Source organism: Pedobacter sp. KBS0701 (genome assembly GCF_005938645.2).
Lineage (GTDB): Bacteria > Bacteroidota > Bacteroidia > Sphingobacteriales > Sphingobacteriaceae > Pedobacter.
The window spans coordinates 2,442,322-2,464,498 of the sequence record NZ_CP042171.1 but is presented as its reverse complement, the minus strand read 5'-3'; the positions used below and the strand labels follow the sequence as shown (position 1 = coordinate 2,464,498).

The window sequence follows — 22,177 nt, the reverse complement described above, 5'->3', positions numbered from 1 at the left end:
TAGGGCGTTTTGGTTAGGTTATAGATGCAGTCATTCGAAATAGATAAAAGCGACGTACTTAAGGTTAAAAATGCAATTTTAGCTGGTGATGAAACTTTAAAAATAGTTTTAGAGGAATACCATGCTTCAGAAATCGCGATTTTGTTCGAACGTTTGGATAAATCCGAACAGCGGCATATTATAAACCTTCTTCCGGCAGAGATCGCTTCCGAAATTATTTCGGAAATGGATGAAGAATCCCACCCGGAGGATTTGCTTTTTGAGCTTCACCCCGATAAACGTACGGAAATTGTTGAGGAGCTGGACTATGATGATGCGACAGATATTATTTCGCAACTGGAAGACCACGAGCAGAAAGAAATTCTGGAAGACCTTACAGAAGATCACGCTTCAGAAATCCGTAACCTTTTAACCTACGACGAAAAAACCGCTGGTGGTTTGATGAACACAGAACTGATCTGTGTAAATATCAACCTGACAAAAAAAGATGCAATTGACGAGATCATCCGCCAAAGTGAGGAAATGGAAGAGTTTTATACCATTTATGTGGTAGATGACGAGGAAATTTTTAAAGGCATTGTTTCGTTAAAAGATATTATTAAGGCAAAACACAATGCCAAAATAACCGAACTGGTTAAAGAGGATGCCGTTTATGTTCATCCTGATACCGACCAGGAAGAAGTAGCCAACCTCATTTCTCAATATAATTTAACCAGTATTCCGGTAATAGATGAGCATCAGAAATTATTGGGAAGGGTAACTTTCGATGATGTGATTGATGTAATGGAGGCGGAAAGTACAGAAGATATCTTAAAAATTTCAGGGGTATCAGAAGATGAGGAATTAAGTGGTAACTGGGTAGAGGCGGTAAAATCGCGTTTACCATGGTTAATCATCAACCTGGGCACGGCCTTCCTGGCATCATCAGTAGTCCGATATTTCGATCCCACCATTAAATTAATCCCTTCCTTAGCAGCTTATATGACCATAATTGCCGGGATGGGTGGGAATGCTGCCACACAGGCGCTTGCAGTAACCGTAAGGCGTATTTCGCTATATGATTTAACAGATAAGCAGGCTTATAGAACTGTGTTGAAAGAATTTACAGTGGGCTTAATCAATGGAGCAGCTAACGGTTTAATTGTATTTATTTTTGCCTTCTTTTTTGACGGAAACCCAATGCTCGGTTTGGTTATCTTCCTGGCTATGACGGGTAATCTGGTCATTGCAGGCATCACTGGTGCAGGTATTCCACTTATTTTAAAACGTGTAGGTATTGATCCTGCCATTGCATCATCTATAATTATTACTACTTTTACCGATGTTTTTGGCTTCCTGTTAATTTTAGGATTGGCCAGCAAACTTTTACTATAATCAGGACTTATTTGATTTAGCATACCAAGAGTTAAGGCTTGCAAACTAAATTGAGCGCCTGTTAATTTTAACTAAGACTACATAATTAAATTTGCAAAATCTGATCCCAATGCAAGAAACAAGACACGATTGGACAAAAGAAGAAATATACGAAATTTACAACAGGCCATTTTTAGATCTGGTTTACGAAGCCGCAAGTATCCATAGAGAGAATAAAGATTACAATGAAGTTCAGGTAAGTTCATTAATCTCGATCAAAACCGGAGGTTGTGCCGAAGATTGTTCATATTGCCCACAGGCAGCCCGCTACCATACCGAATTAGAAGTTCAGCCATTGATGCAGGTTAGTCAGGTGGTTAGTGCCGCAGTTAAAGCAAAAGAGGGTGGGGCATCACGTCTATGCATGGGTGCCGCCTGGCGCGAAGTACGCGATAACCGCGATTTTGATCGTGTGATCGAAATGGTTAAGGCGGTTAATGATATGGATATGGAAGTTTGCTGTACCTTGGGTATGCTTACTGAAAATCAGGCGCAGCGTTTAGCTGATGCCGGTTTATATGCTTATAACCACAATATTGATACTTCGGAAGATGATTATAAACGTATTATTTCAACCAGAACTTACGATGATCGTTTAAATACGATAAAAAACGTACGTAAAGCAAAATTAACAGTTTGTAGCGGAGGTATTATCGGTTTAGGTGAAACGGTAGAAGACCGAGTTTCGATGTTACAGACTTTATCAAACATGGAAAAACATCCTGAATCGGTTCCGGTTAATGCTTTAGTTCCGGTAAAAGGAACACCTTTAGAAAATCAGCCACGTGTTCCAATCTGGGATATGGTGAGAATGATTGCCACCGCGCGTATTGTAATGCCAAATTCGGTAGTGCGTTTATCAGCTGGTAGAAATGAGATGAGTACTTTAGAACAGGCTTTCTGCTTTATGGCGGGTGCAAGTTCTATTTTCGCGGGCGATAAATTATTAACTACGCCAAATCCTGCTTTTGTAGATGATATGGCCATGTTTGAACTATTAGGACTAAAAACCCGTGATGCCTTTAAAAACGGCAGACCCGCAAATACAAGAATTGAACAAGAAGCTGTTTAACCAGAAAATATAATCCAAAAAGAAGTCCCGACCAAAATCGGGACTTCTTTGTTACTGTCGTAGTGTCAGATTATTGTCTGACACTAAGTTAATTTTTATTTTGGAATCAGATGGTGACATTTGACCTTACCTCCAATTTCATTTTACACAGCCGTTACCCTTACTTCAATATTTCCTTTTGTTGCTTTCGAGTATGGACAAGTCCTATGTGCCTTATCTGCTAAGGATTGTGCTTCTTCATGAGAGATTCCAGGAATATGCACATCCAAATCGGCTGAAAGTGCAAATGAATTCCCATCCTTATTAAAAGAAACCAATACCTTCACATTAGCTTCGCTAACATCAACACCTTCGCGTTCGGCTATAGAGCCTAAAGCACCTAAATAACAAGGTCCCCATGCTGCTGCAAATAATTCTTCAGGATTTGTTGCTCCACCCTGGCCACCCAATTCTTTGGGTTTTCTCAACTCTAAATCTAAAATTCCATCACTTGATTTAATGTGTCCGTCTCTTCCTCCAGTAGCTGTAACTTCAGCTGTATATAGCTTTTCCATAATAATTTCTTAATTAGATTAAGTTTAACAAATTATACCTGCCTTTGTTTTTAGCAGCCATAAAGACTGTATAATTGTACTGCTAAGGATATATTAAAAATTAATGTAAGCTGGTTGCCGGTGTAGCTATCAGTAAGATCTGAAATTGTTTCGCAGTTTTTCAATTCAGCAAGTGGTTAGGTGGTCGCTAGCGAGATGTTCTTCTAACTAAAGCTTTATTTTCACCGATAGTTTATAGATATCGTAAGCAACCTTCTGAATCAGATCAAATTGCTCCGGAATTAAATCTTCACCTTTTTTTATTCCCAAACCATTATCATTTAACCTGATTAATGGTACATTATCAATTGTACTGGTCCCCAGCTCCAAATTATCAATTGATGTATCCAATAAATAATTGGTATTATTGGCAATCGGTTTTAGGGTATCGAAACTTTCGAAGATAAATTGATGCTCATTATTGTATAAGGAAAGTGTGGCCACATAAGAGGATAACAAATGATTCAGCGCTGTAAACTGATGCACCTCTTTAATAAACAACTGTTTGCTTTTTGGTTCAGAAAACATTCTTTGAAAAAGCGAAGCCAAATTTGCGGTACTTACATACACTTCTTTCCTTGCCAGTTTATATTCCGTTCTGTTATAATTTTTCTCAAAATACAACTTAATCACCTGTTCATAATAACCCTTATTTGCTTTTAAGATATCGATCATAGCCTCTTTGAGCTTTTCATACTCCCAGGTGGGGAATAAAGAATAACTGGCCAATAACGCAATACCAGAGCCTATAAAAGTATCATAAATCCTTTCACGCGCCAGCGCTATAGATCCCATACCCAGAAAATCAAAGAGGATTAAGATATAGGGTGTCATAAAGAGAACACTCACTACATAATTTTTCCTTTGGAAACTATAACAGCCAATCATGCAGATTAACAGGATCACGAATAAAGTGTTTCGATCGTGGATGTAAGTAATTACCCCCATACCAATAAACGCTCCAACTGTGGTACCGATTAAACGCTGATAATTACGTTCTTTTGTTAAACTAAAGCCCGGTTTCGAAATAACCAGGATGGTGAGGAGAATCCAGTAGCTATGCGAGAAATTGAGTATCTGAGCAACTATAAAACCCAGAAGCATCACCACGGTAACCCGCAGCGAATGCCTGAAAGTGGAGGAAGTATAAGTTAAATTCTCTGAAAATAGTTTAAAGTCGAATTTCTGTCTGGTGATAAATTTCTCTGTATCAACCTCGGCCTGTCTGATATCTTTACTGTTTCGGATTTTAAAATAGCTGAAGATAGTTTTAACCCTTGACAGGATATTCTCAATGTTCACCTCAATATTTTTTAAGGCAATAATACCTAAGGTATTGTACTCCTGATTCTGATTATTCTTTTCCAGATCATTAATTTTGATCTTTAACCTTTCAATCTCAATTAACAAACGTTTGGAGACAACAGGTGTTCCGCCACTTTTCAGTGCAAATGAAATATCATCAAGCGCATACGAAATCCGCTTAATGGCCATTTCATAATCTGATAATATGCCTGCTTTATCAAACTGATCATGCAACTGCTGGTAATTATAGTAAGTAGACATTACCTGCTCAAACAGATCGACCATATCTACAAATACCAATAACAAAAATCTTCCTTCAGGAGTAGAATCCCTTACAATTTCGCGTGTTCTGAAAAGCAATTCCCTTACGGCATCCTGTTTCTCATGAACTGAAACCTGGAGTTGTAATAAATCAGAATAGGTTTTATCGTAATTATTGTTTTGATGATAAAATTTGGCCTTCTCCCTTAAAAATTCTGCTACCTCTAAAATAGAATCGCTTAATGATTGCTGTACCAAACGGAAGGGCCGGAGCCGGTATACAAAATAACTCAATCCGGTATACCAAAGACTGCCCGCAAGTACCATTAACCCATGCAACAAAACATCCTGCCAAGGCCTGATATCATCAATGCTCAGCACCATAATCAGCAAAACTGCAGTACCTACTGATGCTGCCCTGATGCCGTAAATGTAAAACATCGAAAATACAAAGCTTGATACGGCCAAAAGGAAGCCGATAAAATAATGGCTTCTATTGGTTAAACCTGTTAGAATGGAGAATGTAAAAATTAAAGCTGTAGTAACCAGCATCGCATTTCTCCGGTGTACCATTGGCCCCGGACTATCTACTACGCTTACACACAATGCGCCAAGCGACAAGGTCATCCCGTACTTTAACATACCAAACTGGGCCAGAATTAAAGAGGGGAGCAGCACACCAATAGTAATACGGAGACCGTCGGCAAAATACGTACTCAGTAAAAAGTCTTGTATATTTCTAATGGGTTGCCTGATCTGCATGTTACAAAAATAACATAATAGCGAAGTTTTTTGTTGTGATTAAAATTAAGTTTTTTGCTTTTTTTTAACTTTTAAGCTGAAAAAACTTAAATAACTGACTAACAAAATAATAGCGAATGTTTATAAGTGTATACCCCCGGATTGTTAATAAGGTCAATAAAAGCATAAATCAACACTGGAAACGCCCATTTATAAGAATTAAGCTGTTGATAACCAGTATATTTAAGTTGATAACTTTGTTTATAAAAACCTTTATTTTTCTCTTGCAAAATGGCTGTTTTCCTACTAAATTAGATCATATCAAATACGAAGTACTTTGAATTCTGACAAAACAATCCAAAAGAGATAAAGAACCGAAAGGGAAATTGTTTCGGATAGTTTACAGGGAAAACGATTAATTTCAGAAAGGGTTAAACTGAGTAAGAATATACACGACCACCGCAAGGTTGGAGAATGAGAAAATCGAACAGGCCCAAACAGAGCTTATGGAAAACTAAGAAGTTTACGGACGGAAGAGTTGGAAATAAATTTTCACGGATCGCAAAAGTTGCAAAACCTAACGAAAACGGAAAAATCAAAGTAACAAGAATTAGATGCTTTAAAATACAGCTATGGCTGTTTTTAAAGTTAAAACGGGGAAATGAATCGAAAGAAGAATTCCCCGTTTTTATTTGCCCAGGATTTTGGATCGTGGCAAAAAAAAGAATAACAGATTTTTCTGCTAATAATTCCTAAAATATTAAATTTACCAAATGGCCAAAAAAGGTAAATTAATCTCCAATCCGTCAAAAAAAATATTCGTTTTAGATACCTCGGTTATTTTATACGATCATGATGCGATAAATAACTTCCATGAGCATGATGTGGCCATTCCCATTCAGGTTTTAGAAGAGCTTGATAATTTCAAAAGTGGTAATGATACCAGGAACTTTGAAGCCCGAAGTTTTATCCGTCTGATAGATGAAACTTCAAAACAAAAACTGATCAGCGACTGGATTTCGTTAAAAAGTCCGGATTCTGGTAAATTTAGGGTAGTGCTGAACGAGAAACCTTTAATTGTAGATGCAGAGAACATTTATGGAAAAGGCAAAACAGACCATAAAATTTTAAATGCTGCCTTAAGCTTAAAAGAGGAACATCCTGATAAAAAAGTAATCCTGGTATCAAAAGACATTTGCCTGAGGTTAAAAGCAAAAGCCTTGGATTTAAATGCCGAAGATTACGAAACGGGTAAAATCAAAAATGTAGACGAGCTTTATGCGGGTAAAACAGAGCTTGTTGATTTTCCGATCGAAGTGATTGAAGCGGTAAAAAAACATGCTTTTGTTGATGCAGCTGAACTGGGATTACCGCCTAAAAATGCCAACCACTTTTATATCCTTAAAAATAAAAGGAAAACCGCCAACGTATTTTACAATAATAGCTTAAAAACTATCTCGACCGTTTCTACAGATGCCATTTTTAAGATCAAACCCAAAAATATTGAGCAGGCATTTGCCATTCATGCCCTTTTAGATCCCGAAATCAAGTTAGTCAGTATACAGGGCAATGCCGGAACCGGAAAAACTTTACTGGCGCTGGCCAGCGCTTTAGAACAGCGTAAAAATTTCAGACAGATCTATGTTACCCGACCGATAGTTTCTTTGAGCAATAAAGATATTGGCTTCCTTCCAGGCGATGCAAAATCGAAAACTGATCCTTTTATGGCGCCGATCTGGGATAACCTGCGTTTTATTAAAGAACAGTTTATTGGTGATGATAAAATGTCAGAAAAAATTGATGAACTGATTACTACTGAGAAAATAGCCATTGCACCTTTGGCCTTTATCAGAGGCAGAACTTTAACCAAGATATTCTTTATTATTGATGAGGCCCAAAATTTAACTCCCCACGAGGTTAAAACAATCATTTCGAGGGCAGGTGAGCATACTAAAATTGTTTTTACGGGCGATATTTACCAGATTGATACGCCATACCTCGATTCAGAAAGTAATGGCTTGTCTTATTTAATTGAAAACGCGAAAAATCATCCCCTGTATGCCCATATTACTTTGCAAAAAGGCGAAAGGAGTGAATTGGCTAATTTAGCGAATGAACTGTTGTAAGATTTCTACTCCCAACCAAGTGATCGTGATTTCGAGCGGAGTGCAACGAAGTTGAGAAATCTATCTCGAGGATAGATCTCTCCATTCCGCTGCGCTTCAGTCGAGATGACGATTTTTCTTATTAGAGATACAGCCACATTTGTAACTAATGATACTTCTTCAAACTTCTCAAACAAATAAACAACCCAATCAACGTTAACACTGCACTTAATATAAACGGTGCCCCCGGAAAATAAACAGGTGCTTCACCCTCTATAAAATACGCGAAAATATGTGTCATTACCCATGGTGCAAATATGGCCGCCAAACTCTGTAAACCTGTTAAAACACCCTGCATTTCACCTTGTGCATTAGATGGTATCTGGTTAGAAATCAACCCCTGCATTGCTGGTCCGCCGATTCCTGCCAAACCATAAGGCACCATAAAAGCGAACATCATCCAGCCTTTTGACGCAAAAGCAAAGGCTGTAAAGCCAATTACGTATAAAATCAGGCCAAAATAAACCGCTTTCTTTTCTCCAATTTTCGGGAGAATCACCCTGATTAATCCGCCCTGCACAATACCGATCACCAAACCTACAAAGCCCAGCGAATAGCCCACCCAGGAGGTATCCCAGTCGAATTTTTCCATAGTATAAAATGTCCAGTTTGATTGAACCGAGTGGCTTGCGAAATACAATAAGAATAAAGTAATCATTAAACCCAGTAAGGCGGGGTATTTACCGATACTAACCAGTGAGCCGATTGGGTTTGCCCTTTTCCATTCAAAAGCCCTGCGTTTTTCAACCGGTAATGATTCAGGTAATATAAAATAACCATAAAGCCAGTTGATCAAAGATAAGCCTGCAGCAATCATAAAAGGAACCCGGGTACCAAAATGACTAAATGCACCACCTAAAACCGGGCCTAAAATAAAACCTACACCAAAAGCAGCACCAACCAGACCGAAATTCTGCGCTCTTTTTTCAGGAGGTGAAACATCGGCGATATAAGCCTGGGCAGTAGTAAAACTCGCTCCGGTAATTCCGGCGATAATTCTTCCTACAAACAACCAAACAATTGAAGGCGCGAAAGCCAGAAAGATATAATCAATCCCCAACCCGAATAAGGAACTCAATAATACTGGTCGCCGACCGTAACGATCGCTTAATGCTCCAATAATCGGCGAAAAAATGAATTGAACGGATGCATAAGCCAAGGTAAGCCAACCGCCATATTCAGCTGCCAACCCAAAACCAGCGCCTGTAAAATCCTGTATAAGTTTTGGTAAAACCGGAATAATGATCCCAAAACCTGTAAAATCGATCAGGAGGGTGACCATAATAAAACTCATTGCAGATTTTTTCTCGTTTGCCATCTTATAAAAGGTTGAAAAACAAAAGTATCAGAATTACTGAAGAATGTAAATTTTAGTTCTACAAACCTATTGTTTTTAAATCAGCATATAAATACAGAACCCTTGTTCATAAACCTGATACAGCGGAAAGCCCGTACCCGATTTAAGCACTGTCTATGTTGTCTTTTATTGAGTGCTTGCTTGTTTCACAGATTTTATCGGGGAGGACTTGCAGCGGTAGCAGGAGTGTCGCCCGCCATTAACACCGAACCCTACATTTCCAAGAAAATCATCAATCCAATCCGGCAAACCTATCGGGTTTAAAAAACATGATCGGGTTTAGATCAAAAACTCTTAAACTGGCCTTCAATGACTTAAAATTACATCGGGAGTAAAAAACCTATAACAAAGGTCAAAAATTTTCCACAATGCCTTAATCCGGCATAATTTTGTTAAATTCGCAAGGTTATAGTAATACCCTTTTTTAATATCGTTTTAAGTAACGAGAATAATAATTTATGGCAGAAGATTTAGAAAATCAGCAGAACGACAAAATCATTCAAATTAACATAGAAGAGCAGATGAAATCGGCCTACATTGATTATTCAATGTCGGTAATCGTATCAAGGGCTTTGCCTGATGTACGCGATGGATTGAAACCAGTACACCGCCGTGTGCTCTACGGCATGTTGGGGTTAGGTGTAACCAGCGGAAAACCTTATAAAAAATCAGCCCGTATCGTGGGTGAGGTTTTAGGTAAGTATCATCCACACGGCGATGCATCCGTATATTTTACCATGGTTCGCATGGCTCAGGATTGGAGTTTGCGCTACCCAATGGTAGATGGACAGGGAAATTTTGGGCACATTGATGGTGATTCACCAGCTGCAATGCGTTATACCGAGGCACGTTTTAGCAAACTTGCTGAAGAAATGGTTGCAGATATCAATAAAGATACGGTTGATTTTCAATTAAACTTTGATGATACAGAGCAGGAACCTACGGTTTTACCTGCAAAAATACCTAACCTTTTAGTTAACGGTTCTTCCGGAATTGCGGTAGGTATGGCCACCAATATGGCACCACACAATTTAACCGAAGTAATTGATGGTGTGGTCAACTATATCGACAATAGAGATATCACAATTGAGGAATTAATGAAGTTTGTAAAAGCTCCGGATTTCCCTACAGGTGGTATTATTTATGGTTATACCGGTGTAAAAGAAGCCTTCGAAACTGGCCGCGGACGTATTGTAATGCGTGCAAAAGCAGAGATCGAAAGCATTAAAGACCGTGAAGTGATTATTGTTACTGAAATTCCGTACCAGGTAAACAAAGCCCAGATGATTGAACGTACTGCTGAATTGGTGGGCGAGAAAAAACTGGAAGGCATTTCAAACATCAAAGACGAATCCAACAAAGATGGTATCCGTATTGTGTACGAAATCAAACGTGATGCAAATGCCTCTATCGTTTTAAACAACCTATATAAATATACAGCGCTACAAACCTCTTTCAGTGTAAATAACATTGCATTGGTGAAAGGCCGTCCACAGATGTTGAATCTTAAAGATTTGATTGTACACTTTGTGGATCACCGTCATGACGTAATTGTTCGCCGTACCAAATACGAACTAGCTGAGGCTGAAAAACGTGCGCACATATTAGAAGGTTATCTAATTGCTTTAGACCATTTAGATGAAGTTATTAAATTGATCCGTGCATCCGAAACGCCAGAAGAAGCCCGTTTAGGCTTAATGGAGAAATTCGGGCTGAGCGACCTTCAGGCACGTGCGATCCTGGATATGACATTGCGTCGTTTAACAGGACTAGAGCGCGATAAGATTAAAGAAGAATATGCTGAATTAATGAAAACCATCGAATACTTGAAATCTATTTTAGCAGATGAAGGTTTGCGGATGCAGATTATCAAGGATGAACTGGAAGAGGTGAAGCAGAAATTTGGTGATGAACGCAGAACTACAATCGTTCACTCGGCAGAAGATATGAGTATGGAAGATTTCATCGACGATGAAGAAGTTGTGATCACCATTTCTCACGAAGGTTACGTAAAGCGTACTCCGGCAAGCGAATTTAAAGCACAGGGCAGGGGTGGTAAAGGTTCTAAAGGCAGTACCTCAAGAAATGAAGATTTTATTGAGCACATGCTGGTAGCCACCAACCACAATTACATGTTGTTCTTTACTGAAGCCGGAAGGTGTTTCTGGCTGAGGGTATACGAAATTCCGGAAGGTTCGAGAACCAGTAAAGGAAGAGCGATCCAGAACATCATCAATATTCCGAAAGAAGAAAAAATCAAAGCTTATATCAAGGTTAAAAACCTTAAAGACCAGGAATACTTAGAGAACAATTTCATCATTATGTGTACTAAAAAAGGTACCATTAAGAAAACATCTCTCGAAGCATATTCACGTCCACGTGTAAATGGTATCAACGCCATTAACATTAACGAAGGCGATATCTTATTAGAAGCTTGTTTAACCAACGGCGAAAGCGAAATTGTAATGGCTTTACGTTCAGGAAGAGCCATCCGTTTCAATGAGAAAACTGTTCGTCCGATGGGTAGAACAGCTACCGGTGTTCGTGGTGTAAGGCTTGCACACGATCAGGATGAAGTTGTTGGCATGATTGCTGTAAACAATCCTGAAGTTACGGTGTTAGTAGTATCAGAAAAAGGTTACGGAAAACGTACCGATATTGAAGACTATCGTGTAACTAACCGTGGTGGTAAAGGGGTAAAAACAATTAACGTTACTGAAAAAACCGGGCAATTAGTTTCTATAAAAGACGTTACTGATAGCGAAGATTTGATGATTATTAACCGTTCAGGCATTGTAATCAGAATTCCGGTATCAGCATTAAGGGTAATGGGGCGTGCCACACAAGGGGTTCGTTTAATATCGTTAAAAGGTGATGACGAAATTGCATCGGTTACCAAAATTGACCACGAAGAAGATGAAGAAGAAACAGTAGATTTAACAGATGTTGTAGTTACAGACGGTGAAGAAATAGAAGCCGATACTACTCCTGAAGCTGATGATACTGAAGAAGAAGGAGAATCAGATAACGAAACCGAAGAAGAAAATTAACTAAATTAAGATTAGATTAAAAATTATGAAAAGAGTATTTCTAAGTATATTTCTAGCAGGTGCGGTAAGCGCTGCTTTTGCTCAGAAAAGTGAAGTAACCGCGGCAAAAAACGACTGGGGTTTATTCCAGCTAACCTCTTCAAGCGCCACAACGCCATTGGCAAAAAAGCTTGAAGCGTTAGCTAAAGGCTTGGCCCATACTGATAAAGCCATTGCTGATGAAAAATCTAAAGTAATGCCTGAAGCATGGTCTTACCGTGCGCTATTTGCTTCTTCTGCAGCTATTTTAGATTCAACCAGTACTGCAAACGCTGATGCAAATTTGAAAATTGCACAAGAAGCTATTGCTGAAGCAAAAAAACTGGATACTAAAGGTGCTGAAAAAGACAACATCAGTTCAGCTGAAACGAATGTAAGCAATGCGGTTAGAAATGCGGGCGTAATTGCTTACAACAAAAAAGATTACAAAACGGCTTACGAAAAATTTGTTGCTGCAACGGTAATTAACCCACAAGATACTGCGATGTATTTAAATGCTGGTATTGCAGCAAGAAATATTGAAGATTATCCAGGTATGATTACCCAGTTTAAAAAAGTAATCTCTTTAAACTCACCACAATCCAAAGATTTATATTCTGAAATTATCAATGCTGTTTTAAGCAAACAGAAAGATACTACAGCTGCTTTGGCCGTTATTAAAGAAGCTTCTGCTAAATTCCCTGAAAATACCGACTGGATTAAAACTGAAACACAGATCTATATTGATAGGGGTGATGCAGCAAAATCTGAGCAAATGTTGGTTGCTTTAGCTACAAAAGAGCCAAATAACCCAAGTTATCAGGTTTTATTAGGCAACATCTATTTCAGTCAGGCTTTAAAATTACAGGCCGACAGAAATAAAATCGATCCTAAAAAAGTAAAAGAATTTAACGAAGTAACGGGTAAAATGAATGCTTTATTAGATAAATCGCTTCCTTTTTACAAAAAAGCTTTAGAAATTGATGCCAAAAACCAGGGTGCATTAGAAACATTGAAAACGATCTATGCTTTTAGAAATGACACCAAAAATTATGAAGATATCAAAAAACGTTTAGACGCATTACCTAAACAATAATTCTGGTACCGATTTAAAAAAAGAGTCCTGAAATTTCGGGGCTCTTTTTTTTATGTTTATTTTTATGGTTTATTATGGTTTTATTACATCAATACATTATGCAGAATTGCCTTAGAATATCTTTAACCGCGCTAATTTTCGTCTCTTTTAATGCTGTAGCCCAAAAAAGTCAGATCCTGATTGCCAGAAATTCAGTTGGCAAACTTCAGGCTGCTATAGCCAACAAAGAAGATGAGAAAAAGCAGTTGAGCATTATTACAGAGGGCTTAAAATCTATTGAATCTGCCGAAAAAGATATTAAAACCAAAAATTGGACGGAAACCTGGTCTATAAAATCTTACCTCACGTCATTTGCATCGCTGATTGATACCGACCCGAACAATGCGAATAAATTTTATGATAGTGCAGTAGAGGCAGTTGCCAAAGCAAAATCATTAGACCGCTACAACGACAATGGCGGACTTATTAAGGCGTCTGACCACAACATACTGATCAAAAAGCAGGATAAAGGCAATGAAGCTTATTTTAACAATGAATTTAAAGAAGCATTTGCTGACCTGAAAGAAGTATCAGATAATTTTCCTGCAGATACTACTTTGGCATTAAATACCGCGATCTGTGCGTTAAACATTCAATCTTACGATGAATCTTTAGCTTATTTTAAACGCGCAAAAGAAAATGGCATTAAAAATCCATCTGTTTTTCAGAAAATGGCCCAGATGTACGTAGTGAAATCAGAAAACGAAACTGCCATTAAAACCCTGGAAGAAGGGTTGCTGCTAAATCCATTCAACCGTTTTTTAACGAATGATTATATTAATCTTTTGCTAGACACAGAAAATTACAGTAAAGCACAAGGATTGATCGAAAATAATTTAAAAGTAGAAAAAGGAAATAAACTGCTTTATTTTCTATATGGTTACCTGCAACAAGTTGGCGGAAATAATGCTACAGCAATTTTAGCTTACGATAAAGCTTTAACCACGGATCAGAATTATTTCGATGCCTTGTATCAATTGAGTTTAGCTTATATCAATACCGCAAACGAAACTTTGCACACAAGCGATGCGGACAAAACCGAAAAATATAAAGGTTTAATTAATCGCGCACAATTTGCTTTACAACGTGCCAACGAAATTAATCCAAACGATAAAAAAACTGTACAGTTGCTGATTGATATCTATAGCAAAAAAGGTGCAACAAACAAGGTACAGGAACTTAACCGCAAACTTCAGGAACTGTAATTTTATTGAGAATCTGATAAGGATAAGATAGTGTTCGAAAATACAACTTAACATAATATTAATTATAAGACATTTATATTGCTTTAGACAGGCATATACTGTGCAGCACATTTTTCATTTTGACTTGTATTATTTCCTTAGGAATTAGTGTCTTAAGGACTTTTTGGGCGTCACATTTTGTTTTAGACAGTTGTCATAATTCGTTTCGTACACTACATATATCATATTCAAGTTTTGTTCTTAATTCTTCCAATAGCTTAATATCTAATGGCTCAGTGGAATTAAGAATGCTTCTTTCAAATGTGAAAATTTCTAACGCATCTTCTATACTTTCTTTAATGGACTTATCTTTATATTGAATATCAATATCATAATTTACAAAAGAGACTATTGGCTGACCTGAAAAAGATAACGCGCCCTTGATCTGACAGGTTTTAAATAATGTATATAAATTTTCATCACGCGTAATAAAATATACACCCTGATCTATACCTGTATTAATCGCATTAAAATGCACCATACGTATATGAAACAAGTCCCACGCAGTACCCCAAATTGTTCTAAAAACATCTTGATGACCTCCCTTTTTATCTATGCAGATCATTTTTCCAATTCCAGAATCTCCGCCAAATATTTTAATTGCCAACTGGATCTCTGAGGCCATTGATGTGTTGATATGTTTATTGCACCAATGAAAGAATAACTTCAGATTTTTGAGTACACTCCCTTTATTAGGTTTGTTCTTTTTACATAGGAAATAAATTTTCAATAGTGAAATATAGCTTATAAGCAATAAGGGGAACAATCCTTTAAAGGCTATACTGTCTGTGTCATTTACTTCCACATCATAATTAAAAATGCGGTCATTTAATTTAACATTTTCATCAAGTGGAGTATCGAAAGCATAAGTAATTTTATTTACAAAATCCTTATACTTGGATATATTTAGATTGTTAAAATGTTCTCTACATAGCTCCATTGATCCAAACTTGGGTACTACTTCTATATTATATCGCTGGCAAAATAGTATGAGTATTTCTATATTTGTTTTTGATTGTGGATGTGCTTGCTTGTTCTCAAAATAATTAATTACATCCAAACAAAGATTGGCGTCCAAGTAAAAGAGGATTGGTCGGTTTTGATTTATAGCTCTTTCTCGCTGGATTGCATCCGGAAGAACAGATGCTCCATTACTGGTGAGTATATAAAACGATGGTAAAGCAATCATAATGTTAATGGAAAATGGTTACTCAAATGTATCACTAATGCTATTTAACACAAGACATAGATATAAACAAATATACCAGTCAATTTGTCCTAATAAGAATGTACGACCACTATAGCTTCGAAGATGCCGCTGCTTACCAGATTGAACTCTCCAAAACCAAAAAATTAAGCAGTACAGAAATCAACAGTCATGGTGAAACCCTGGGTTTTGCCTTACGCACTAAGCTCAATTGTGCACCTGTTTACGTATCTGCCGGGCATTTAATTACAGCTGATCAAAGCTTAACGATCATAAAAAATTGTATCGGAAATTACCGTATTCCTGAACCAACCCGTATGGCCCACAATGTTGTAAATGATTTTAGAACCGGCAAATTAAAAGCTGGTTTTCACGAGGTATCAGCACCGCTAACTTTGTTTTAAAAAACTTATAAGTCCTCGGATCGAGATGACGACGGTTCTATACAATTTTAGACCCAGTTAATTCCTTTTTTAAGCAGCTGTATCGTTTTGTATTCTTCAGAATTAATTTCGGGCTGAACATTATAACCCCAGTTAGCCTGCGGTGGTAAACTCATTAAAATAGACTCAATCCGTCCGTTGGTTTCTAAGCCAAATTTGGTCCCCGAATCGTAAACTAAATTAAATTCTACATAACGGCTACGGCGTTGGTATTGCCATTCTTTATGTGTCTCCGTAAATTCTTTATCCCGGTTACGGTCTATTAATTCGGTATAAATCGGCAAAAATGTTTCGCCAATATTAATAGAGAAATCTAAAATCTGCTCCCATGATAAATTGGTGTTCTCAGGTTTTAAGCGATCGTAAAAAATACCGCCAATACCACGCGTTTCTTCACGGTGTTTAATAAAAAAATAATCATCAGCGTGTATTTTGAATTTTGGATAAAACTCAGCACCAAAATCGTCACAAGCCTGTTTTAGTTTATGGTGAAAGAAACGTGCATCGTTTTCGAACACATAATGCGGCGTTAAATCGATGCCGCCACCAAACCAACGCGTTTCTTCATTGAGTTCAAAATAGCGGATATTCATGTGGATGATTGGCACCAAAGGATGATTCGGGTGAATCACAATTGAAACGCCAGTGGCAAAAAAATCATCTTCTGTCACATTAAAGGCTTTTTTTACCGCTTCCGGAAGCTTTCCATGTACAGCAGAGAAATTTACACCACCCTTTTCGATAATAGCACCATTTTGCATAATCCGGGTACGTCCGCCTCCCCCGCCGCTTCTCTCCCACAGTTCCTCTTCAAATTTTCCTTTGCCATCGGCAATTTCCAATCCATGGCAAATTTCATCCTGAATTTGCTTATATCGCACTGCTACTTCTTCTTTAAACATGACGGCTCTTTCTATTTCTATACAAATTTAAGCCTATTAAAGCAGCTATATTGATTTATGTTTAGATAGTACATTTTATTGACATTGTTACTTAGTCCCTAGTCTTAAAGCTAATTTTCTAAGTAATTAAGCTCTTTGTTAAAACTTTCTTTTAAATAAACTACCGAAATCATAGCGATCACGGTTACAATCCCCATAACTATAAATCCAGCCGACACGATGTTGTAGCGGTGAACAAAAAATTCGAAAACTAAAGTTATAGGAATTAAAGCGCCACGCACAAAGTTCGGCGCAGTTGTAGTTACAGTCGATCTGATATTTGTACCGAACTGCTCGGCGGCGATGGTTACAAATGTGGCCCAATAGCCAACCGCAAAGCCCATAAATAAACAGATCAGAATAAAACTGCTTTCGGTTAAGCCTGTACTGGTTAAATAAACAATTACCGTAATTACCGACAGACTTTGAAAAATAAGTACCGTTTTCCTGCGGGACTTTAATACCTGTGCTAAAAAACCGCATACTACGTCGCCGATGGCGATACCGAAGTAAGTGTACATAATACCTGTACCGGCGTTAAGCAGTTCTTTAGCGCCAAGTGCTTTTCCGATTTCTGGCGATTGGGTAACCAGAATCCCGACAATAAACCAAAGCGGAAGTCCTAAACAGATGCAGGCCAGGTATTTTAAAAACCGCTTCCGGTTAGAAAACAGCATAAAGAAATTCCCTTTTGAGACCTCTGAACTTTGTTCAGCATGTTTGAACATTCCCGATTCGAAAGTACCCACACGTAAAAGTAACAGCAACAACCCCATTCCGCCACCTACAAAATAAGAAGTTTGCCACGTAAAATGTTTTCCGATTGTAGCTGCTGCTGCTGCGCCCAATAATCCGATACCGGCCACAACCATGGTTCCATATCCCCGTTTTTCTTTATCCATGGTTTCAGTAACCAAAGTAATTCCGGCTCCAAGTTCTCCTGCCAGGCCAATCCCTGCTATAAACCTGATAATGGCATAAGTATGCACATCAGTCGCAAAACCGTTGGCTATATTGGCTAACGAATACATTAAGATAGAACCAAACAACACTTTGATACGGCCAAATTTATCGCCGATGATGCCCCAAAGCAAGCCGCCAAGCAACAAACCGAACATCTGCATATTAATCACATACTCCCCTTCAGTACGCATGTGCTCGGCAGAAACACCTATATCAGTAAAGCTTTTGAGGCGTACAACAGAAAATAGAACAAGATCGTAAATGTCAACAAAATAGCCCAGCGCGGCTACAATAACTAAGAAAATTACATTACGGCTGTTGGTTTTTGCTTGATGATCCATTTAATTATTTGGTTTAAATGCTGAAAGTACGCAATAACACAAATAATTAAAATAGATTTTTAAAAATAAAAGCCACTCTGCGTTAGAGTGGCTTTTAAGATCCTACATAGTAGGGTTCTTTTTTGTAGTGTCAGGTGGCATTTTTGTGGTCGTGTCTGGCATTTTTTTAGATGTTGTATCCATTGGTGCCGTAGTTGTCGAATCCGTTTTAGTACTGTCTGAAGAACCAGCCATATTTTTTGACGAATTGCATGCTGATGTGGCTATCATAAGAGAACCCGCAAAAGCAAGACTTAAGATTATTTTTTTCATAGTTTTTAATGTTATCTATCATCCTAACAACCTTATAATAATTTGGTTTTATTTTTTTTCTTGAAAAGAATATTTTTCGCAAAAGAATACTGATTATTAGGTAATTATGGAGCTGCAGGTGAAATATTATTAATATGCATATTTTACGATTAAATAAAATATTACTTAAACAATATTTACAAAACTTTAAAAGGTGATAAAACTTTCTGATATTAGTAAGTATGATTATTTCTCAAAATACCCTTAAATGGGTAATGCGTTTTTATCCTCCCCTATTTTTTCAACGCATTTGGGTTCAGAGATTTGAAAATGAATTTAGAAGCTGTACAGTTAAGCTTAGCAAGAGTTTTCTGAATAAAAATTATAACGGCTCTATTTTTGGAGGGACTATTTATGCAGCTACAGACCCATTTTATGCTTTGTTATTTGATCAGTTGATGCAACGCCGGGGATTTAAAGTACGTGTGTGGTTAAAGAGTGCCTCTATACAATATTTAAAACCTGGTCGTTCTACATTATATTTTACCATAACAGTAACTGATGAAATGCTTAATGAAGCTGAGCATGCCTTAAAAACCATTGGAAAGTTTGTAAAAGCCTACCCTATGGAAATAACCAATAAGAAGGGTGAAGTATGTGCCACCGTAATGAATGAAGTATATATCCGAAATCTGCATCAGGGTGAAACGCCCAGAGTTGCTTACTAATTTTTAGATTATGCCGAGTATTAAGAATTTAATTTTGCAGGGTGAGGGCGTTATGCTCGATTTTAAGAAAACCATTACCAATACTGAGAAAATTGCCAAGAGTCTGGTTGCTTTTGCCAATAACAAAGGTGGTAAATTATTAATTGGTGTAGCTGATGATGGCTCGATTAAAGGTGTAAAATCAGAGGAAGAAGAAAAGTATATGATCTTAACTTCTGCACATCAGTTTTGTAAGCCTGCGATTGAACCTTACTTTGAGGAAATTTATGTTGATGATAAATTAGTGCTGGTAGTTAATATTCCTGAAAGTGATACCAAGCCGCATTATGCACTTGATGATCAAAAAAAATGGTGGGCTTATATCCGCATTGATGATAAAAGCGTTTTAGCCAGTCGGATTATTCTTGAAGTACTTAAACAGGAATATAAAAATGATGGCGTGTTAATCTCTTACTCTGAGAACGAGAAAAAACTGCTCGAATACCTGGAACAGAATGAAAAGATTACCCTGAAAGAGTTTAGCAAACTATTACGCAGTTCGTACCGGAAAGCCCAAAAAGTATTGGTCAATCTAATTTTAACCAATGTAATTAAGTCGCATACTACAGAAAGGGAAGAGTATTTTACAGCGGTGAGGTAGCAAACAGCACAAAAAGAATTAAAATGACGTATCTAAAATCAATATTCTTTTTTATTATTGTTTGCTGTACTTTAACAGTTAAGTCACAAAATTATTAGGATTCTTTGAGACTAAAGCTTAAAGAAGATAATACACCTGGCTTTTCTGTAGCTATTTTAAATAAAGACAAAGTCGTTTTTGAAAGTGGTTTTGGCTATGCTGATATTGCAAAAAGAAAGGCATATACGCCACAAACAATTCAAAATATGGTCGGTTAGTAAAACATTTATTGCTGTATCGCTCATGAAAGCTATGGAGCTTGGTTATTTTGATCTGGATACAGATATTAAGATGGTCTGATTAAAAGCGCGTCGGCTATTGAAATGTTTGGCCCAGTGTTTACCCCCCGCCCCAAAAAAAAACGTACCCGAGAGTATGAGTTTGCAAACACGAAATAAGGGAGTTTTCTGGAATATTTACAATAATGGATATATTGAGCATGATGGAGATGACCCAGGTGCAAGCGCAAACATACTTTTCAATAAAACAACAGGTATTATCTTCATGAGTAATATCTACATTGCCAACAGAAGTAAAATTATAGCAACTGTCTTTTGAAAATCGCAAAATATTACCTGGCCGCTATATTCGCTTATGCGACCTGGGGCTTTTTTAGTTTAGTTTTGAAACCTTTAAGCGGATATTCTTCGGTAGATATTTTATTTTACCGCATTTTTAGCTGCGCGATATTGATGCTGTTAGCTACCGCTTTATTTAAACGCGGTGAATTGGTTAAAACCTTTTCTGATATGAAGGCCTTACCTTCGAAGCAAAGACGAAACATGCTTTTGCTGAATGTAAGCGGAAGTGTTTTCTTAAATATCAACTGGTTCTCGTTTATTTACGTGCTTAATCATGTAAGCATCAAGGCTACTTCGCTTGCCTATCTGGTTTGCCCTATTATGACCACATTGCTTGCTTACTGGCTTTTGCACGAAAAGCTCAGCAAAGTACAATGGACGGCTGTTGGGTTAAGTATAATGGGCTGCCTGATACTATCGTATGCGAATATTATGGACATGGTTTACGGTATTGTTATTGGGTTTACTTATGCCGCTTACCTGGTAAGCCAACGTAAAAATGTTGGGTTTGATAAGTTCATCCTGCTCACCTTTCATATTTCGCTTTCCGCGCTGATATTGATGCCCTTTTATCCTGCTTACAGCGGACCTTTGCCTACCGAGGCGTTATTTTGGTTACTAATAGAAGTTATAGCAGTTGGTTTTACAGTAATTCCATTGTTTTTGAATTTATATGCCCTTAAGGGATTAAACTCGTCAACAGTGGGGATGTTGCTTAATATTAATCCAATTATTGGATTTGTTATAGCAGCTTTGGTATTCCATGAACCCATTAGTTCATTACAAATGGCAGCATACAGTATCATTTTCCTATCAGTTCTTGTTTTTAACCTGCATTACCTTTTTAAAAAAGAGCAAAGACATTAGTTTTACCGGAAATATTTTTAACCATGGGAGACACATTGGATTTTAAACTCGTTCAACCTGAGGAATCGATAAAAGATTTTGTCTATTGTTTTTCCTCACTACAGAACTTTTCCAATCATCATCAGGCTGTGGTTATTCCGAATGGAAGAATTGACCTGATTTATTCAAAGACTAAAGATAACCGAATACAGGTTGCCTTGCTGGGACTGGAAACCCAACCTAAATATCCTGATCATGAAGTATCGGATTTTTGTTCGGTCAGTTTTAATCCGCTGGCGATAGAATATATTTTCGGCTTTCCGGTGGCTGATATCATCAATAGCGGAAAGCTGCTGCCAGATGATTTTTGGGGTTTAAGAATAGAAGACCTGGATCATTTTGAAGCCTTTTGTGATACGATGACAAGTAAAATCATTGCGCTTTTACCTGAAGATGTGGATGTGCGCAAACGCAGATTGTTTGAACTGGTTTTTGCTTCGTACGGCGAGATTTCCGTTGCTGAACTCTCTGAAAAGATTTCGTGGAGCCCGCGCCAGATTAACCGGTATTTTAATCAGCAGTTCGGGCTTCCGTTGAAAGCTTATTGTAAAATACTTCGTTTTCAGGCTTCGCTTTCACACATCAGGGATGGAACGCTGTATCCCCAGCGCAATTTTACCGATCAGTCTCATTTTATTAAAGAGGTTAAACGACTTTCGGGGGTTTCACCCAAAGAGTTGTATAAAAATAAAAACGACCGTTTTTTACAATTTTTAGTCTACGGTCAAAAGTAATTTTGTAGT

At 37.6% G+C, this 22,177-nt stretch carries 20 protein-coding genes; 13 read left to right on the top strand and 7 right to left on the bottom strand.

The genetic code is table 11. The features are described 5' to 3' along the window. Positions 1–24 precede the first annotated feature (24 nt). On the top strand, positions 25–1,374 hold the full coding sequence (gene mgtE, locus FFJ24_RS09700) for a magnesium transporter (protein WP_138821312.1): 1,350 nt from the start codon (positions 25–27) through the stop codon (positions 1,372–1,374). Positions 1,375–1,483: 109 nt separating this feature from the next. Continuing rightward, positions 1,484–2,485: a biotin synthase BioB gene (gene bioB, locus FFJ24_RS09695; RefSeq protein WP_138821311.1), complete on the top strand. Its 1,002-nt coding sequence runs from the start codon at positions 1,484–1,486 to the stop codon at positions 2,483–2,485. Between the two features lie 143 nt (positions 2,486–2,628). Here bioB and FFJ24_RS09690 read toward each other — a convergent pair whose 3' ends face one another. Together FFJ24_RS09690 and FFJ24_RS09685 are read right to left on the bottom strand one after the other, a co-directional pair. Beyond that, a complete protein-coding gene (locus tag FFJ24_RS09690) occupies positions 2,629–3,039 on the bottom strand; it encodes an organic hydroperoxide resistance protein (RefSeq protein WP_138821310.1) in 411 nt (136 codons plus the stop codon). A 207-nt stretch (positions 3,040–3,246) separates the two neighbouring features. Then, entirely contained in the window at positions 3,247–5,406 is a 2,160-nt protein-coding gene (locus FFJ24_RS09685) for an FUSC family membrane protein (RefSeq protein ID WP_138821309.1), read from the bottom strand. A 752-nt stretch (positions 5,407–6,158) separates the two neighbouring features. Between FFJ24_RS09685 and FFJ24_RS09680 the strand changes: the two genes are divergently transcribed. Next, positions 6,159–7,511: a PhoH family protein gene (locus tag FFJ24_RS09680; RefSeq protein ID WP_138821308.1), complete on the top strand. Its 1,353-nt coding sequence runs from the start codon at positions 6,159–6,161 to the stop codon at positions 7,509–7,511. Between the two features lie 145 nt (positions 7,512–7,656). Here FFJ24_RS09680 and FFJ24_RS09675 read toward each other — a convergent pair whose 3' ends face one another. Next, entirely contained in the window at positions 7,657–8,868 is a 1,212-nt protein-coding gene (locus FFJ24_RS09675) for a TCR/Tet family MFS transporter (protein ID WP_138821307.1), read from the bottom strand. A 497-nt stretch (positions 8,869–9,365) separates the two neighbouring features. Here FFJ24_RS09675 and gyrA point away from each other — a divergent pair, with 497 nt between their 5' ends. From gyrA to FFJ24_RS09660, 3 genes are all read left to right on the top strand, one after another. After that, entirely contained in the window at positions 9,366–11,957 is a 2,592-nt protein-coding gene (gene gyrA, locus FFJ24_RS09670) for a DNA gyrase subunit A (RefSeq protein ID WP_138821306.1), read from the top strand. A gap of 25 nt (positions 11,958–11,982) precedes the next feature. Continuing rightward, on the top strand, positions 11,983–13,071 hold the full coding sequence (locus tag FFJ24_RS09665) for a tetratricopeptide repeat protein (protein ID WP_138821305.1): 1,089 nt from the start codon (positions 11,983–11,985) through the stop codon (positions 13,069–13,071). Between the two features lie 98 nt (positions 13,072–13,169). Then, positions 13,170–14,315: a lipopolysaccharide assembly protein LapB gene (locus FFJ24_RS09660; RefSeq protein WP_138821304.1), complete on the top strand. Its 1,146-nt coding sequence runs from the start codon at positions 13,170–13,172 to the stop codon at positions 14,313–14,315. A 193-nt stretch (positions 14,316–14,508) separates the two neighbouring features. On the opposite strand, the gene FFJ24_RS09655 is transcribed toward FFJ24_RS09660, so the two are convergent. Continuing rightward, positions 14,509–15,543 carry a hypothetical protein gene (locus FFJ24_RS09655; protein ID WP_138821303.1) on the bottom strand — a complete coding sequence of 345 codons (1,035 nt, stop codon included), beginning with the start codon at positions 15,541–15,543 and terminating at the stop codon, positions 14,509–14,511. Positions 15,544–15,641: 98 nt separating this feature from the next. Between FFJ24_RS09655 and FFJ24_RS09650 the strand changes: the two genes are divergently transcribed. Continuing rightward, positions 15,642–15,965 carry an endonuclease V gene (locus FFJ24_RS09650; RefSeq protein ID WP_138821302.1) on the top strand — a complete coding sequence of 108 codons (324 nt, stop codon included), beginning with the start codon at positions 15,642–15,644 and terminating at the stop codon, positions 15,963–15,965. A 47-nt stretch (positions 15,966–16,012) separates the two neighbouring features. Here FFJ24_RS09650 and hemF read toward each other — a convergent pair whose 3' ends face one another. From hemF to FFJ24_RS09635, 3 genes are all read right to left on the bottom strand, one after another. Further along, positions 16,013–16,906, bottom strand: a complete 894-nt coding sequence (gene hemF / locus FFJ24_RS09645; protein WP_138821301.1) for an oxygen-dependent coproporphyrinogen oxidase — start codon at positions 16,904–16,906, stop codon at positions 16,013–16,015. Between the two features lie 110 nt (positions 16,907–17,016). After that, positions 17,017–18,249, bottom strand: coding sequence for an MFS transporter (locus FFJ24_RS09640; protein ID WP_138821300.1), 1,233 nt, complete (start codon positions 18,247–18,249; stop codon positions 17,017–17,019). A 102-nt stretch (positions 18,250–18,351) separates the two neighbouring features. Next, positions 18,352–18,561 carry a coproporphyrinogen III oxidase gene (locus tag FFJ24_RS09635; RefSeq protein WP_138821299.1) on the bottom strand — a complete coding sequence of 70 codons (210 nt, stop codon included), beginning with the start codon at positions 18,559–18,561 and terminating at the stop codon, positions 18,352–18,354. Positions 18,562–18,782: 221 nt separating this feature from the next. Between FFJ24_RS09635 and FFJ24_RS09630 the strand changes: the two genes are divergently transcribed. From FFJ24_RS09630 to FFJ24_RS09600, 6 genes are all read left to right on the top strand, one after another. After that, positions 18,783–19,268: a DUF4442 domain-containing protein gene (locus FFJ24_RS09630; RefSeq protein WP_138821298.1), complete on the top strand. Its 486-nt coding sequence runs from the start codon at positions 18,783–18,785 to the stop codon at positions 19,266–19,268. A 10-nt stretch (positions 19,269–19,278) separates the two neighbouring features. After that, positions 19,279–19,908 (top strand): helix-turn-helix domain-containing protein, encoded by a 630-nt coding sequence (locus FFJ24_RS09625; protein WP_138821297.1) that lies wholly within the window; start codon positions 19,279–19,281, stop codon positions 19,906–19,908. A 104-nt stretch (positions 19,909–20,012) separates the two neighbouring features. Beyond that, positions 20,013–20,165: a serine hydrolase gene (locus tag FFJ24_RS09620; RefSeq protein ID WP_138821296.1), complete on the top strand. Its 153-nt coding sequence runs from the start codon at positions 20,013–20,015 to the stop codon at positions 20,163–20,165. A gap of 157 nt (positions 20,166–20,322) precedes the next feature. Further along, a complete protein-coding gene (locus FFJ24_RS09610) occupies positions 20,323–20,505 on the top strand; it encodes a hypothetical protein (RefSeq protein WP_138821294.1) in 183 nt (60 codons plus the stop codon). After that, positions 20,502–21,395, top strand: a complete 894-nt coding sequence (locus tag FFJ24_RS09605) for an EamA family transporter (protein WP_138821293.1) — start codon at positions 20,502–20,504, stop codon at positions 21,393–21,395. The genes FFJ24_RS09610 and FFJ24_RS09605 overlap by 4 nt, the downstream gene beginning before the upstream one ends. Positions 21,396–21,418: 23 nt before the next feature. Then, the gene (locus FFJ24_RS09600) at positions 21,419–22,168 is read left to right on the top strand and encodes an AraC family transcriptional regulator (protein WP_138821292.1); all 750 of its coding nucleotides are present in this window, start codon (positions 21,419–21,421) and stop codon (positions 22,166–22,168) included. Positions 22,169–22,177 lie beyond the last annotated feature (9 nt).